Source organism: Allokutzneria sp. NRRL B-24872, from assembly GCF_002155965.1.
In the GTDB taxonomy this organism is placed as follows: domain Bacteria; phylum Actinomycetota; class Actinomycetes; order Mycobacteriales; family Pseudonocardiaceae; genus Allokutzneria.
This window is the reverse complement of record NZ_MUMH01000052.1, coordinates 1-15014: the sequence shown is the minus strand read 5'-3', so window position 1 is coordinate 15014 and position 15014 is coordinate 1. Positions and strand designations below refer to the sequence as shown.

The window sequence follows — 15014 nt, the reverse complement described above, 5'->3', positions numbered from 1 at the left end:
GTGCTGGGCGAGCTGAAAAAGTTCGACGTAGTGTCCACCTGAATCAACGCCCCGGTGAACCAACGCGGGCGACTAGGTAAGCAGTGGAGGACTGGCGTGATGCTAGGGCGACGGCAACCAGCGGTGCTGATTGCCGCCCTGACGGCTGGAGCACTCGTGCTCACGGCGTGCGGTGGCGGCGGCAGCAACCCGGCGAACAACCTTCAGGGCAAGGTCAACGCCAACGACATCAACGTGAAGTCGGCGGGTGAGCTGAAGGAGGGCGGGGACTTCCGCTGGCCGGTCAGCGAGCTCTCCACCCAGTTCAACTACGGCCACCTCAACGGCACGCTGGCCGACAGCGCGCGCATCATGGAGGCGTTGATCCCGTCCATGTTCAAGGCGGACGCCCAAGGCGTGCTGTCGGAGAACAAGGACTACGTGGAGTCGGCGAAGCTGACCTCGACCGATCCGCAGATCATCGAGTACAAGCTGAACCCGAAGGCGGTCTGGCAGAACGGCACCCAGCTGTCCTGGAAGGACTTCGACGCCCAGTTCAAGGCGCGCAGCGGCGCGGACAAGGCGTTCATCACCTCCAGCACCACCGGCTACGAGGACATCGAGAAGGTCGAGCGCGGCGCGACCGACCAGGATGTCAAGGTCACCATGAAGAAGAAGTTCGGTGACTGGCGCACCCTGTTCGCGATGCTCTACCCGGCCTCGACCAACACCGACCCGAAGGTGTTCAACGACGGCTGGAAAGAGAAGCCGATCGACAGCGCCGGTCCGTTCAAGTTCGACTCGGTCGACCGCGGCGCCAAGATCCTGACCCTCGTCCCCAACGAGAAGTGGTGGGGCGAGAAGCCGAAGCTGGCGAGGATCATCTACCGCCAGATCAGCATCGACTCGCAGGCGCAGGCGTTCGCGGCCAACGACATCGACTTCATCGACATCGGCCCGAGCGTGAGCACCTTCCAGCAGGTCGTTCCCGTTCCGGGCGCGGTCGTCCGCAAGGCGCTGGCGCCCGACTTCCGGCACATCACCTTCAACGGCGCCAAGGGCTCGATCCTGGAGGACGCGAAGGTCCGCCTCGCGCTGCAGAAGGCCATCGACCGGACCACGATCGCCAAGTCCCAGGTCGGCGCGATCATCCCGGACGCCAAGCCGCTGAACAACCACATCTACGTCGAGGGTCTGAAGGACTACAAGGACCAGGGGCAGCTCGTCGCCCTCAACAAGGACCAGGCGGCCAAGGAGCTCGACGAGCTCGGCTGGAAGCTGGACGGCGCCACCCGCAAGAAGGACGGCAAGGAGCTCGTCGTCCGCGACGTGATCCCGACCGCCGTCGAGGTCAGCGCCAACGAGGCCAAGCAGGTCCAGCAGATGCTCGGCGCGATCGGCGTGAAGGTGGACATCCAGACGGTCCCCTCGGAGCTGTTCTTCAAGGAGTACGTCTTCAAGGGCAACTTCGACATCTCGCACTTCGCCTGGATCGGCACGCCGACCCCGGCCAGCTCCAAGGGCTCGATCTACCGGCTGGACCCGGTCGCGGTGAACCAGAACTACGGGCGCATCGGCAACGACACGATCAACAAGCTGATGACCGACGCCAACGCCGAGCTGGACGACGCCAAGCGCGCCGAGCTGGCGAACAAGGCGGACGAGGAGATCTGGAAGACCGGCCACTCGCTGCTGCTCTACCAGCGCCCCAACGCCATCGGCATCAAGAACAACATCGCCAACTTCGGCGCGTTCGGCTTCGCCGACTACGAGTACGAGAAGATCGGCTTCCTCAAGTAGGCCGGTAGTTCCGGGAAGGGCCCGCGAGTTCGCCTCGCGGGCCCTTTTCCGCATCAGAGTCAGGAATTCCCGCGGTGAAGTCGAACCCGTCGCCGTTCCGCGTCCGCGCCTTCCGGCACGGACTGGTGACCACCGTGCTGGTGCTGCTGGTGTGCGGTGCCATCGCCACGCTGTCGCTGCTGTCCTACAACTCGGCGCAGTCGCGGATGGGCAGCCTCAGCGCCCGTGCCGTCGGCGAGATCACCGCCGTGCGCGACTACTTCGTCGACGTGCGCTGGCCACTGCCAAACGGCGCCCAGGTCACCGCGCCCGTGGAGCTGGCCGTGACTCCCCCGCCCGTGGGCACGCGCTCCGAGGTCGCCTACGAGCCGAGCAATCCGCAGCACGCCGCGATCCCCGGTGCCGTCCTGCTCGCCGAGCTCGACCGCGCGGCGAGCGGACTGTCCTTCAGCGCGGTCATCGCGTTCGCCGCGGTGGCGGTGTTCCTCGCTTTCGTGCTGCGGCGCGTCCGCCTCACGAACCGTCCGACCCACAAGGTGATCGTCCGCCGCGTTCGTGTCCAAAAAGGACTGATCGCGCGATCCTGGCTGGAGACCGAATCCGGGCCGCAGCGCTGGATTCCCGTGTACTACGACCCCGTGCTCGTCGGCATGCCGTCGCCGGTCGAGGTGTCCGTGCACGGTGATCCGCGCACCGACCGCCTGCTCGCCGTCGACCACGCGGGCACGGTTCTGTACTCCTCGGGCTCCACGGTCCGCACTGAGCCGCAGGGCCGCCGCACCGACAACCCCGTGCGTCCCGGCGAGGACATCGAGGAGCGCACAGCGGCCTCCAGCAGTGCCCTGCGCCAGTTCCGCGCCGACGCCGCGTTGATCATGCCCGCGCCGTTGGTTGGCCTGTTCTGGGCGTACCTGGACGCCGGCGGTTTCCCGGTGTGGCTCGGTGCCACGCTCATCACCGCCGCGATCGCGCTGTGGTGGGCTGCCGTGCGCGGTTCCGACCCGTCCTAGCCCCCCGCTAGCTCTGCGGCAGCACGTCGAGCCAGCCGCCGGAGCGCCAGTACTGGCCTTCACCCCTGGTCAGCAGGCCCTCGTCGATGAGGTAGCGGCGCACGGAGACGTGGTCGGCCGCCCCGCCCTCGCACCACGCGCGGACGATGACGTTGACCTCCTTCTCCGGGTAGCGCACGCCCGGTTCGAAGGACTGCACCAGGTGCTCCAGCAGCACCCGTCGGCGTCCGCGCTGTGCGGGCATCCCGATGAGCCGCCCGTCCTTGACGAAGGTGCGCAGCAGCGCTTCCGTCTTCGGGTCGGAGTCGCCGTAGCCGTGGTCGTCGCCGCTCTCAGTGGGGGCTGACGCCTTCGCCAGTTCTGTCAGCACCTCGGTGCGCAGGCGGTACCCCGGTTCGACGAGTCCGCCGTCCTCCAGCTTCCTGAGGGCTTTGCCGACGGCCTTGGGGTCCAGTCCGGTTGCCTCGCTCAGCGCGGTGATCGAGGTCGCGCCCAGTACGAGCGCGGCGACGACGCGCAGCCGCTCGGGGCCGGCCAGCAGCCCCACCACTGTCTCGGGAGTCACGCTCCGCAACCTAGCGCGCCCGAGCCAGGCGGGCAGCTGTTTACTCTGCGCGACCGGCACTGACCGTTACGTGGGTTTTCGCGATCCAACCCGGTGGACTTACCCCTTCCGGGCTATCGAGCCCGGCGGCCGAGGCCCGAAGATCGGCCGCACTGGGGCTCGCCAGCAGGCGTGCGCGCCCCACCGATCGGCCAGGGAAAGCAGGGAGGTCGACCGTGCACCGTAGTTGGTTCCGGACGAAGTTGGTCGAGAAGCGAGAGCAGGTCACGAGCAAGGTCAAGGAGGGCGTCAAACAGCGGGCGAAGTCACTCGTCCCGACCCAGCTCACGAAGAAGCCCGAGTCGATGGACAAGTGCATGGTGTGCGGGAAGTCGCTGAAGCGGTCGACCGCGATCTCCGGTGATGGCCGCGTCTGCTCTCCGGCCTGCGCCCACACCTGGGTCCGCGACCTCAAGTAGCCGCCACCCCAACGCAAAGATCCCCCGACCTGACGGCCGGGGGATCTTTTCACATGGTAGCGGGGACAGGATTTGAACCTGCGACCTCTGGATTATGAGCCCAGCGAGCTACCGAACTGCTCCACCCCGCGTTGCTGAGTAAACCTTAACCCACCCCTGCCTCAATACGCAAATCGGCTGGCCAGTGGCCTTTTGGTTGCGTTGGCGTCGGCTTGACCTGGGGCCCCTCGCGCGTGCCGAAGTGGGCCGGGCGGGCACGGTGATGAATCCCCGGCCCACGCCCGCAAGCGTATGGCACGCGCACCCCAGGTAAAGCCGACCTCGACTCACGTCCCAGCGGGGTCGCTTTTCGCACGCTATGGACACTTATCGCGCAGCTTCGCTCGCAAAAGCCCCGGTAAGCACACGAAACGCTTGAACTGGGCCCATGGCCGCAGGCCGAGGCCCAGGCGTGCGCGAAGCGGGCGCGCCCGCTGGTGACCTGAAACACAACCACGCAGAAAAGACGAGGAGCCCGCACCGTGGGGGTCCGGGGGGCTCGGCCCCCCGTGGCGCAAATGCGAACAATCCCCGTCCGCGCATTCTGCGAACGGGGATTGCCCAATTGGTAGCGGGGACAGGATTTGAACCTGCGACCTCTGGATTATGAGCCCAGCGAGCTACCGAACTGCTCCACCCCGCGTTGTTGTCCTAACCCTAGCCGGTGGCGTCCTCCGAAGGCAAATCGGGTGACGCCACCGGCTCAGGCACTACTTCTGGTTGAAGCGCTTGGTCGCGTCTTCCAGGTCCTTCTGGGCCTGGCCGATCGCGGCGAAGTCGCCGGACTGCGTTGCCGTGCGGAGGCGGCTGATGGCGGCTCCGATGTCCTGGATCGCCTTGGCCTGCTCGGCGGTGATCTGCTGCCCGCCACCGGGGTTGGGCGGCGGGGTTCCACCGCCACCGGGGTTCTCCGGCGGCGTGGTGCCACCGGTGTTGGGCGGCGTGGTGCCGTCACCGGCGCCCTTGCCGAAGACCTCTTCCAGCGCGCCCGCGAGGGTCTCGGAGAACCCGACGCGCCCGCCGAAGCCGACCAGGACCCTGGCGAGCTGAGGGAAGGCGTTGGGGTCCTTGCGCTGGATGTAGATCGGTTCGACGTAGAGCAGTCCACCCGCGACCGGCAGGGTCAGCAGGTTGCCGTTGACCGCGTTGGCGTTGGGGTTCTGGAACAGCGTCCTGGCTTCGGTGACCTTGGACGCGGAGAAGAACTGGTTCTGCATCTGCCCCGGGCCCATGGTCTGGGTCGTGGTGGGCAGCTGGAGGACCGTCATCTTCCCGTAGCCGTCGAACTCCGATGACGCCGAGACCCAGGCGGAGAGGAACTCCCTGCGCAGGCCGGTGAGCGCGCTGGTGATCTGGAAGGTGGGCTTGGCCTGGCCCGGTGCCTGCGCGATCACGTAGTACGGCGGGAGCTTGCCGCCCTGCGTGCTCTGCGGGGTCGGTGCGCCCGGCTGCTGGGGCTGCGGCTGCTGGACGTTGGGCTGCTGCTCGTCGGTGGGGTCGTCGGGAACGTCCCAGAACTCGTTCTGCGAGTAGAAGACGTCCGGCCGGTTCACGTGGTACTTGGCGAGCAGTTCGCGCTGGACCTTGAACAGGTCTTCCGGGTAGCGGATGTGGTCTCGCAGCGACATCGGGATCTCGCTGGCGGGCTTCACGGTGCCGGGGAAGACCTTGGACCAGGTCTTGAGGACCGGGTCCTTCTCGTCGATCGCGAACAGCGACACGGAGCCGTCGTAGGCGTCGACGGTGGCCTTGACGGAGTTGCGGATGTAGCTGAACTGCTGCGCGGGCTGGCGGACCCCCTGGGAGGTCTGCGTGGCCTGGCTCAGCTGCGTCCGGTGCGCGTACGGGTAGTTCTCCAGCGTGGTGTAGCCGTCGACGATCCACTTGACCCTGCCGTCGATGACGGCGGGGTACGGGTCGCTGTCCAGCGTCAGCCACGGCGCGGTCATCTTCACCCGGGTCTTGGGGTCCCGGTTGTAGAGGATCTTGGACTCATTGCCGATGGAACCGGAGAACAGGATGTTGCGCTCGCCGTACGCGGCGGAGAACACCAGGCGGTTGAACAGGTTCCCGAGCGAGACACCACCGGCGCCGGTGTAGCGGTAGGCGACCCCGTCGCTGTCGTACTCGCGGTCCTTGCCGTTGTCCTGCCCGCCGACGATGGCGTAGTCGGTGGCCAGCTCGCCGTAGTAGATCCGGGGCTGGTCGACCTTGATGTCACCCTGGCCGCTGGTGTCGCTGACCGTGTAGACGGGGTAGCCGCCCTGGCCGCTGGTGTCCTGCAGCGCGGAGTTCACGGTATTGGCCGGCGCGGCCACGAAACCGTTGCCGTGCGTGTACACCAGGTGCCGGTTGATCCAGTTCTGCTGGTTCTCGGCGAGGTTCTTCGGGTCGATCTCGCGCGCGGCCACGATGTAGTCGCGCAGCTGGCCGTTGACCTTGTAGCGGTCGACGTCGAGCTTGTCGCCGAAGCCGTAGAAGTTCTTGCGCTGCTGCTGCTGGGTGAAGGTGCGGGCGAGCACGTTCGGGTCGAGCAGCCGCACGTTGGAGATCGTGCCCTGGTTGTTGGCGTTGGTGCGGATCTCCTGCGGGGTGGACTCGGAGCGGCCCGGGTACTCGGTGAAGGTCACCTTGTCCGGAGTCAGCCCGTACGCGTCGCGGGTGGCCGCGATCGCGCGCTCGATGGACTGCGACTCCTTCTGGATCGCGTTGGGGCGCACGGAGAACTGCTCCAGCAACGCGGGCCACGCCGCACCGACGAGCAGGCTGGAGAGCACCAGCAGCACGGTGGCGATGGCCGGGATCTTCAGGTCGCGCAGGAACGCGGCCGCGAAGAACGCGAAGGCGCAGAAGATCGCGATGATGGAGAGGATCAGCTTCGCCGGGAGCACGGCGTGCAGGTCGGTGTAGGTGGCGCCGAAGAAGTTGCTGTTCCTGTTGGAGAACATCAGCTCGTAGCGGTCGAAGAAGTACGAGGCCGCGTACAGCAGCACGAACAGACCGGCGAGCACGGCGAGCTGGATGCGCGCGGGCGCGGAGAGCTGGCCGCCGCGTCCGGCGAGCCGGATGCCGCCGAAGATGTAGTGCGTGACCAGCGCGCCGACGAAGGACGCCGCGATGATCACGAAGCCCCAGGAGATCAGCCAGGTGTAGAACGGCAGACCGAAGGCGTAGAAGCCGATGTCCAGGCCGAACTCGGGGTCGGTGGTGCCGAAGCTCTCACCGTTGAAGTACGTCTGGACGATCTGCCAGTCCGAGGAGGCCGCGACACCGGCGGCGATGAACGCGACGACCGGGATGGCGAACGCGACGAGCCGCAGCCGCTGGATGATCGCCGAGCGGTACTTGGACACCGGGTCGTCCGGGCCGCTGACCGGTACGAAGACCGGCCGTGCGCGGTAGGCGATGGCGAGGTTCAGCATCAGCAGGCCGGCGACGACCAGGCCCATGACGACGAACAGGCCGATCTGGGTGAACAGCACGGTGTTGAACACCGTGCGGAAGCCCACTTCGCCGAACCACAGCCAGTTCACGTAGGTGCCGAGCAGGCGGGAAGCGGCCACGACCACTGCCAGCAGCACCGCGCCGATGATGAGCAAGATCCGGCTGCGCTTGGACAGCTTCGGTATTCCGACCGGGGGCCGCATGGCCACGTGGCACGCTCCTAGGAGAGGTTTCCTCAGGCGACGGGAGCGCGAGCGCGGTGGTTGGACCGCGAAGGTTCGACGACGCCGACACGCGTCCCGATATGTCCAACTCTACGAGGCCCCTTCCGGGTTCCCGTGACGGCCTTCACGTGGGGGGATGAAAACATGCTCACCATGGGATCTCCATCCGAATCCGGAACCTTCTCCGTGGCGCTGCCCGCGGCGGTGCGCGAGGTCGAGGACTTCGTCGCCTCGGCGGGCTGGGACCAACCGCCGCAACTGTTCGCCCTGGTGCCGACCGCAGAGCTGGTCGAGCGCGAGCCGGGCCTGGCCGAACGCATCGACCCGGAGGCGATGCTGACCCCGATCGCCCAGGACTCGCTGCCCGATGACGACCTCGGCACGACGCTGGCCAGGATCGTGTGGCCGGACGCGGTCGCGGGCTGCGTGCTGACGCAGGAGATCCTCATGCTCCCGCCGGAGGCCGAGGCCGACCTGCCGGACGAGGAGGCCGATCCGGCCGCGGCGGAGAAGTTCATCGCCGAGCACCCGCTGCGCCGCGAGGCCCGGCTGGTCGCGGGCGTGCTGCGCGACCAGGAGACGGGGATCTGCCTGCTGCGGGTGAAGAGCGACGGGTCCGAGGCCGCGGCCGACGAGCTGGTCGAGCACCCCGACCTCGCGCCGAACCTGGTCGAGGCGCTGCGCTCGACCTTCCAGCACGGCTAGGAGAGCTCAGCAGGGGGAGGGGCGGACCCCCGGTCCGGCTGTCAGCAGCCGGGGGTCGGCTTGCCCTCCTGCACGGCCTGGAGGGCCTCCACCGCGCCCGCGAGGTTCTCCACCTTGATCAGGCGCAGTCCCTCCGGAACGCGCTGCAGGGCCTCAGCGCAGTTCTCCGCGGGGGTGAGGAACACCGTCGCGCCCTGCTCGCGCGCGGCCCGCATCTTGAACGGGATGCCGCCGATGGCGCCGACCTTGCCCTCGATGTCGATCTCGCCGGTGCCCGCGACCGAGGCGCCGCCGTTGAGCTTGCCCGGCGTCAGCTTGTCCACGATGGCCAGCGCGAACATCAGCCCGGCCGACGGCCCGCCGACCTCCTTGAGGCTGATCTTGATCTGGAAGTCCGGCGCGGGGCGGTCGGCGGGGGTCACGCCGAGGAAGCCGTAGGTCGGGCGGTCCGGCCCCTTCTCCGGGCGCTCGCCGAGGGTCACCTGCGCGGTCGTCTCGGGCACGTCGTTGCGCTGGTAGCGAACAGCGACCTGGTCCCCGGGCTTGGTCCGCACGAGCGCGGCGCGCACCTCCTCGGCGGTGGCGACGGGCTGGCCGTTGACCGCGACGATGCGGTCTCCCGGCTGGATCACCTTGGTGGACGGACCGTCCGCGGTGACCGAGGTGACGACCACCTTGTCCGGGAACTTGAGGTAGCGCAGCGCGGCCACCTCGGCGTTGGTCTGGGAGAGCTGGAAGGCCCTGGTGTTCTCCGCGTCGACCTGCTGCTTGGTCTTCTCCGGCGGGAACACCTCCTCGCGCGGGACCAGCGCGAACCTGCCCCCGGCCCACAGCCCGAGCGCGCCGAAGACGGTCACGCCGTCGGTCACGCCGACCGTGGTCATCGTCAGGTGGCCGCCGAAGTCCGAGGACTCGTGCCCGGCCAGCTCGACGACGGGAACGCCGCCGACCTTGCTGAGGGTGTCGTAGGTCGGGCCGGGGCCGAGCGCCACGTACGGCACCCTCACGAAGCCTCCGACCAGGCCGAGCGCGAGCACGAGCACGATGCTCAGCAACAGGGTCCAGGTGCGGCGGGTCACAAGCGCACAGGGTACGCATCCGGCCACCCCGCGCCCGGGTGCGGGACCCGCGTGCCGCGTACCGTGGAATGCATGAGCGATCTGCCCTTCGGGTTCAGCGGCTCCGATCCGGACAAGGACCCGGAGCGCAAGGGAAAGGACAACCAGGGGCCCCAGGATCACAACCAGGGGTTCGGGTTCGGCTTCGGCCAGGGCGTGCCCCCTGGCGGGCAGAACCCCTTCGCCGGTGCCGGCGGTGCCGGTGGTTTCGACATGAACCAGCTCGGCCAGATGCTCAGCCAGCTCGGTCAGGTGCTGAGCCAGGCGAGCACGTCGAGCGGCCCCGTCAACTACGACCTGGCCAAGCAGTTGGCCGTGCAGCAGCTCGGCACCTCCGGCGGCACCACGAAGCCGACCGCGCAGCAGGAGAGCGCGGTGGCCGACGCGGTGCGCCTGGCCGAGCTGTGGCTGGACCCCGCGACGTCGCTGCCCGCGGGCGCGCGCAAGGCGGTCGCGTGGTCGGCGAGCGACTGGGTCGAGGGCACGCTGCCGAGCTGGCAGCGGCTGTGCGACCCGGTCGCCAAGCAGATGTCCGGCGCGTGGGTGGACGCGATGCCGGAGGAGGCAAAGCAGGCGGCGGGACCGCTGCTGGCGATGATCGGCCAGATGGGCGGGTTCGCGTTCGGCTCGCAGCTGGGCGGCAGCCTCGCGCAGCTCGGGTCCGAGGTGCTGACCTCCACCGAGGTCGGTCTGCCGCTGGGCAGCGAGGGCGTCGCGGCGCTGCTGCCGGCGAACGTGGAGAAGTTCACCGAGGGCCTCGGCAGGCCCGCGCACGAGGTGATGGTGTTCCTCGCCGCCCGCGAGGCCGCGCACCACCGCCTGTTCGCGCACGTGCCGTGGCTGCGCCAGCGCCTGATGAGCACGGTCGAGGAGTACGCCAAGGGCATCAAGGTCGACACCTCCGCGCTGGAGGGCCTCGCCGGGCAGTTCGACCCGGCCAACCCGCAGGCGCTGGAGGAGATGATGTCCTCCGGCATGCTCCAGCCGCAGAACACCCCGGAGCAGCAGGCGGCGCTCGTCCGGCTGGAGACCCTGCTCGCGCTCGTCGAGGGCTGGGTGGACGTCGTGGTCGCCGAGGCCGTCGGCGACCGGCTGCCCGGTGCCGACGCGCTGCGGGAGACGTTGCGGCGCAGGCGTGCCAGCGGTGGCCCGGCCGAGCAGACCTTCGCCACCCTGGTCGGCTTGGAGCTGCGGCCGAGGCGGCTGCGCGCGGCGGCCGGGCTCTGGCGGCTGATGACCGACAAGCACGGGATCACCGGCCGCGACTCGGTCTGGGACCACCCGGACTTCATCCCCACCTCGGCCGACCTCGACGACCCGCTGGAGTTCGCCGAGCGCTGGGGCGAGTCCTCCGTCGACCCGATCGCCGAGCTCAAGCGCACCGAGGGCGAGGCCCCCGAGGAGGGCTCCCCCGGCTCCTGACCCCCGCCCGCTCGTGAAACCACTGTGGCATTGGTTGCGCCAGACGTAACCAATGCCGCAGTGGTTTCACGGGGGTCAGGCGCGGGTGGACGCTGCGCTCCGATCGGCGGTTGACCGAGGCGCTCGGAGCGGACGAGGCTGGTTTTCGCCGCCGCGACAACGATGTCAGCCTCAAGGAGTCCACTGTGGACAGACGAACGGTGCTGCGCGGGATGGCGGCCGCGCCCGTCGCGGGAGCGCCCGCCACCGGGATGCTGGCGGGGAGCGCGCCGAAGCGCCGCGTCCGGCTCGGCGTCAACTACACGCCCAGCCGGAACTGGTGGTTCAGCTGGTCGGACTGGGACCGCCGGTCGATCGTCCGGGACCTCGCCGACATCGCCGGGCTGGGCATGGACCACATCCGGATCATGTGCCTCTGGCCGGATTTCCAGCCCAACACCGGGCACGTGCGCGGCGAGATGCTCGACCGGCTCGCCGAACTGCTCGACCTCGCCGACGCGGTCCGGCTGGACGTCGAGGTCACCGTGTTCAACGGCGCGCTGAGCGGCTTCCTGTTCGTGCCGCCGTGGTTGCTGGACAACAGCACCGGCAGAGCCCGCAACATGTTCACCGACCCGACCGCGCTCGCCGCGCAGCACGCGCTGCTGGAGGCGATCGCCACGCGGATCGGCGCACACCGCCGCTTCCTCGGCTTCGACCTGTCCAACGAGGTGAACTGGTTCGCCCAGCCACTGGGCATGGCAATCACCCCGGAGCAGGGCGACGCCTGGCACTCCGCCCTGTTCGCCACCTGCGAACGCGTGGCGCCGGGGAAGCTGCACGTCTCCGGGATCGACCACTACCCGTGGCTCAACAACGCCTACTTCACCCGCGAGGGCCTCGCCACCAGCGGCGCCGCGACCGCGTGCCACACGTGGGCGGGCTGGACGAACGTCATCCAGCGCTTCGGTCCGCTCTCCACCCCCTCCCTGCACTATTCCGAGTACTTCGTCGAACTGCTCAAGGCCTTCCACACCGACCTGCGCCGCCCGGTGTGGATCGAGGAGACCGGTGTGTCCACGAAGTGGATGGACGCCGCGCTGATCCCGGAGTGGACCGAGCGCTCCATCCGCAACATGGCCAGCTGCGGCGAGCTGTTCGGGATCACCTGGTGGTGCTCGCACGACCTGAACCCGGGGCTGGCCGGTTTCAACCCGCTGGAGCACGACCTCGGCCTCATCGACCCGCGCGGTGCCCGCAAGCCGATCGGTTCGGTCATCGCCCGCCTGGCCAGCGAGTTCGACCGCCATCCTCCGCAGGTGCTGCCCCGCCCGGTCGCGCTGGTGCTGCCCGAGGGCACCGTTCCCGGCCTCTCCTTCCTGACGGCCTGGGCGAAGCTGGTGGACCAGGGCGTTCGACCGGCGATCGTCCGGCAGAGCCGCAGCACCGACGCGTGGTACCTCGCGGCCCGCCGGATCGACCGACTGGTCCTTCCCTGATCCCCCGCTCCGCTAGTCCTCCACCTCGATCCCCCAGCCCGCCGCGGCCGACAGCCCCTCCAGGTAGCCGACCGCGCGCTCGGTGCGCGGGTAGTTGTGCACCAGCTCCCAGAAGCTCGGCCCGTGGCCGGGCACGAGCAGGTGCGTCAGCTCGTGCACCAGCACGTAGTCGAGCACCCACGGCGGCACGTCGCGCAGCCGCTCGCTGATCCTGATGGTGCGGTCGCTCGGCGTGCAGGACGCCCAGCGGGTGCGCATCGGTGGCACCCAGCGGACGCTCGCCGGGTGCGCCTTCCCGCCCAGGTAGCGGGCGGAGAGGTTGGCGCAGCGCAGGAGCAGCGCCTCGTCGGACTCCCGTGCCGGCGAGCGCCGTTTGGTCTCGCTGCGCTGGAGCCTGGCCAGCATCTCGGCCACCCAGTGCTCTTCCTCGGACCTGCTCATCCTCGCCGGGATGAGCACGATGACCTTGTCCCCGTCTCGGTACGCGGTGACCGTGCGCCGTCGTCGCGTGCTTCGACGGACTTCAACTTCCGCCTGTGTCACGAGGAGAACGCTACGACGAGGCACCGACAGCGTGCTCCCGTTTGTCCACACGTCGTCGGCGCAATCACACGTTGGACGTGTCATGCGCGCATCTACATAGATGCACAGGTAGCGTGACGCCGAGTCGCGAGCACGGACGGTGAGACGTGCTCTCGGTGCTCCCGTCTCACCGCGGGGGCAGTTCGAGCAAGGGAGGGAAGCCGTGGCGGAGTCCTACAACGGCTACTGCGTCAAGTGCCGCGAAAAGCGGGATTTCCAGGGAGAAGTCGAGGAAAAGAACGGTCGGAGGATGGCTAAGGGCCTCTGTCCGACGTGCGGTACGAAGATGACCCGAATCCTCGGCAAGGCGTCGTAGCGCGGGGTTTCCTCGGGGGTGGCCTTGGGGTCGACGCGACCCGGAGGCCACTCTCCGTAATCACTTCGCCGCGCTGACCGGCCTGTCAAGACCTACCCACAGCCTGTGGACAACCCCCGCTCCCTGTGGACAACGGTTTGTCGGGCCGGACAACCGGTGCCACCGTCGAAAACATGGCAACCACTCCCATCCCCACACCGATTCCTTCCTTCCCGGCGATCGCCCGGAGGAAGCACCTCCCGCCGAGACGGCCCCTGCCCCGGCGGCCGCGCCTGCTCCCGGGCCTGCCCGTCCTCTGGCGCGGCGACAGCACCGTGCAGATCGGCGTCGACCCGCGCCGCGCGGTGGTCGTCGACGAACTCACCCCCGACCTGGCCCGCGCGCTGCGCGAACTCGACGGCAGGCACACCCTCGCGCAGTTGCTCGACCTCCAGGACGAGGACGAGGTGGAGACCGACTCCGAGCTGGCCGGGCTGCTGATCGCGCTCGACCACGCGGGCGTGCTGGACCGAGAGGCCACCGGCTCCCCCGCCACCCGCCAACGGGAACCCCCTCCAGGCCTGATGACCGACGCTGGTGCTTGGGCGCTGCGGCTCAACCGAGCTTGCGGCGACATCCTGGCCGAACGGGACCGGGCCACGGTGCACGTGCACGGTGGCGGCAGGGTGGCCGACGCGGTGACGGCACTGCTGCGCTCGGCCGGGCTCGGCAACGTGCGCCGCATCGCGACGCGCGCCCGCTCGACGCCGAACTTCGTGGTCCTGACCGGCTCGGTGGTGCGGGACCAGGAGCTGCGGGCGGAGCTGATGTCCAGCGGCGTCCCGCACCTGGCCGTCGAGCTGCACGAGACCAGCGCCCTGGTGGGGCCGTTCGTCATCCCCGGTCGAACGAGCTGCCTGACCTGCGTCGACCTGCGTCGCAGCGATCGAGATCCGGGCTGGGGGCTGGTGTCCAGCCAGCTCGGGGCCCTGCCCTCGGCCGAGGAACTGGTCTGCGCGCACGCGGCGGCCGCCGTGGCCACCGGCCAGCTGTTGCTGATGCTGTCCCACCCCGGCGGGATGAACGGGCTGCCGCCGACGTGGAACGCGGCGATCGAGCTGGACCCCGTGCGGGGCAAGACCTTCCTGCGGCACCAGCCGCCACACGACGGCTGCGCCTGTGGCAGGGGCGAGAGGGGGTCTGCTTATATGTAGGCAACCAACTCACCCCCGCTCGGGCCACCTGGACGCGTGCCCAGCCAGCCCCGGGAAACAGCTGCGTCGGGCGGGCCTCTCGGGAGAGAATCGACCAGTGACAGAGATCCCGCGCCGCACCGTGCACCGCACCGCGAAGCTCGCCAGCCTGCCGCTCGGTGCCGCGGGGCGGGTCGCCGCGGGGTGGGGCAAGCGACTGGTCGGGCGCAGTTCCGACGAGATCAGCGCCGAGTTCTCGGCCAAGACGGCCGAGCAGGTGTTCGCCGTCCTCGGCCAGCTCAAGGGCGGGGCCATGAAGTTCGGCCAGGCCCTGAGCGTGTTCGAGGCCGCCGTCCCCGAGGAGATGGCGGCGCCCTACCGCGAGGCGCTCACCAAGCTCCAGTCGGCCGCGCCCGCGCTGCCCGCGAAGACGGTGCACCGGGTGCTCGCCGAGCAGCTCGGCCGGTCGTGGGAGAAGCGCTTCGCCTCCTTCGACGACGTGCCCGCCGCCGCGGCGAGCATCGGCCAGGTGCACCGGGCGCGGTGGCACGACGGCCGCGAGGTCGCGGTGAAGGTGCAGTACCCCGGCGCGGACGAGGCGCTGCTCGCCGACCTCCGGCAGCTGGAGCGGTTCTCCCGGCTGTTCCGGGCGTTGATCCCCGGCCTGGAGGTGAAGCCGCTGCTCGCGGAGTTGCGCGAGCG

General features: G+C 69.2%; 13 protein-coding genes and 2 tRNA genes. 9 read left to right on the top strand and 6 right to left on the bottom strand.

Going from position 1 to position 15014, the window contains the following annotated elements; all coding sequences use genetic code 11:
• Positions 1-99: 99 nt before the first annotated feature.
• A complete protein-coding gene (locus tag CCN37_RS15115) occupies positions 100-1779 on the top strand; it encodes an ABC transporter family substrate-binding protein (RefSeq protein WP_246843061.1) in 1680 nt (559 codons plus the stop codon).
• Between the two features lie 74 nt (positions 1780-1853).
• A complete protein-coding gene (locus CCN37_RS15110; protein ID WP_086821406.1) occupies positions 1854-2789 on the top strand; it encodes a DUF3592 domain-containing protein in 936 nt (311 codons plus the stop codon).
• Between the two features lie 7 nt (positions 2790-2796).
• Here the strand turns inward: CCN37_RS15110 and CCN37_RS15105 are convergent, their stop codons facing one another.
• The gene (locus tag CCN37_RS15105; RefSeq protein WP_086821405.1) at positions 2797-3354 is read right to left on the bottom strand and encodes a DUF2087 domain-containing protein; all 558 of its coding nucleotides are present in this window, start codon (positions 3352-3354) and stop codon (positions 2797-2799) included.
• 215 nt (positions 3355-3569) lie between these two features.
• On the opposite strand from CCN37_RS15105, the gene CCN37_RS15100 reads away from it, so the two are divergent.
• Positions 3570-3812 (top strand): hypothetical protein, encoded by a 243-nt coding sequence (locus tag CCN37_RS15100; RefSeq protein WP_086821404.1) that lies wholly within the window; start codon positions 3570-3572, stop codon positions 3810-3812.
• 54 nt (positions 3813-3866) lie between these two features.
• On the opposite strand, the gene CCN37_RS15095 is transcribed toward CCN37_RS15100, so the two are convergent.
• From CCN37_RS15095 to CCN37_RS15085, 3 genes are all read right to left on the bottom strand, one after another.
• Positions 3867-3943: transfer RNA gene (locus tag CCN37_RS15095), tRNA-Met, on the bottom strand.
• Between the two features lie 474 nt (positions 3944-4417).
• A tRNA-Met gene (locus CCN37_RS15090) sits at positions 4418-4494 on the bottom strand.
• Between the two features lie 67 nt (positions 4495-4561).
• Positions 4562-7498, bottom strand: coding sequence for a UPF0182 family protein (locus CCN37_RS15085; protein WP_256388046.1), 2937 nt, complete (start codon positions 7496-7498; stop codon positions 4562-4564).
• A 174-nt stretch (positions 7499-7672) separates the two neighbouring features.
• Between CCN37_RS15085 and CCN37_RS15080 the strand changes: the two genes are divergently transcribed.
• Positions 7673-8224, top strand: coding sequence for a PPA1309 family protein (locus CCN37_RS15080; protein ID WP_086821419.1), 552 nt, complete (start codon positions 7673-7675; stop codon positions 8222-8224).
• A gap of 41 nt (positions 8225-8265) precedes the next feature.
• Here the strand turns inward: CCN37_RS15080 and CCN37_RS15075 are convergent, their stop codons facing one another.
• Positions 8266-9303 carry a PDZ domain-containing protein gene (locus CCN37_RS15075; RefSeq protein ID WP_086821403.1) on the bottom strand — a complete coding sequence of 346 codons (1038 nt, stop codon included), beginning with the start codon at positions 9301-9303 and terminating at the stop codon, positions 8266-8268.
• A 72-nt stretch (positions 9304-9375) separates the two neighbouring features.
• On the opposite strand from CCN37_RS15075, the gene CCN37_RS15070 reads away from it, so the two are divergent.
• Both CCN37_RS15070 and CCN37_RS15065 read left to right on the top strand, forming a co-directional pair.
• Entirely contained in the window at positions 9376-10764 is a 1389-nt protein-coding gene (locus CCN37_RS15070) for a zinc-dependent metalloprotease (RefSeq protein ID WP_086821402.1), read from the top strand.
• 110 nt (positions 10765-10874) lie between these two features.
• Positions 10875-12242 (top strand): hypothetical protein, encoded by a 1368-nt coding sequence (locus CCN37_RS15065; protein WP_086821401.1) that lies wholly within the window; start codon positions 10875-10877, stop codon positions 12240-12242.
• A 12-nt stretch (positions 12243-12254) separates the two neighbouring features.
• Here the strand turns inward: CCN37_RS15065 and CCN37_RS15060 are convergent, their stop codons facing one another.
• Positions 12255-12785: a M48 family metallopeptidase gene (locus tag CCN37_RS15060; RefSeq protein ID WP_246843060.1), complete on the bottom strand. Its 531-nt coding sequence runs from the start codon at positions 12783-12785 to the stop codon at positions 12255-12257.
• Between the two features lie 202 nt (positions 12786-12987).
• On the opposite strand from CCN37_RS15060, the gene CCN37_RS41530 reads away from it, so the two are divergent.
• The 3 genes from CCN37_RS41530 to CCN37_RS15050 form a co-directional block, all read left to right on the top strand.
• On the top strand, positions 12988-13140 hold the full coding sequence (locus tag CCN37_RS41530; protein WP_246843059.1) for a DUF5679 domain-containing protein: 153 nt from the start codon (positions 12988-12990) through the stop codon (positions 13138-13140).
• A gap of 173 nt (positions 13141-13313) precedes the next feature.
• The gene (locus CCN37_RS15055; RefSeq protein ID WP_143261612.1) at positions 13314-14333 is read left to right on the top strand and encodes a hypothetical protein; all 1020 of its coding nucleotides are present in this window, start codon (positions 13314-13316) and stop codon (positions 14331-14333) included.
• 97 nt (positions 14334-14430) lie between these two features.
• Positions 14431-15014 (top strand): AarF/UbiB family protein (locus tag CCN37_RS15050; protein WP_143261611.1); only part of this gene is annotated, 584 nt, incomplete at its 3' end.

Coding starts and splice junctions, on each gene's coding strand:
- CCN37_RS15115 (WP_246843061.1), top strand. CDS start 100: ATGCTAGGGCGACGGCAACCAGCGGTGCTGATTGCCGCCCTGACGGCT.
- CCN37_RS15085 (WP_256388046.1), bottom strand. CDS start 7,498: ATGCGGCCCCCGGTCGGAATACCGAAGCTGTCCAAGCGCAGCCGGATC.
- CCN37_RS15055 (WP_143261612.1), top strand. CDS start 13,314: ATGGCAACCACTCCCATCCCCACACCGATTCCTTCCTTCCCGGCGATC.
- CCN37_RS15070 (WP_086821402.1), top strand. CDS start 9,376: ATGAGCGATCTGCCCTTCGGGTTCAGCGGCTCCGATCCGGACAAGGAC.
- CCN37_RS15080 (WP_086821419.1), top strand. CDS start 7,673: ATGGGATCTCCATCCGAATCCGGAACCTTCTCCGTGGCGCTGCCCGCG.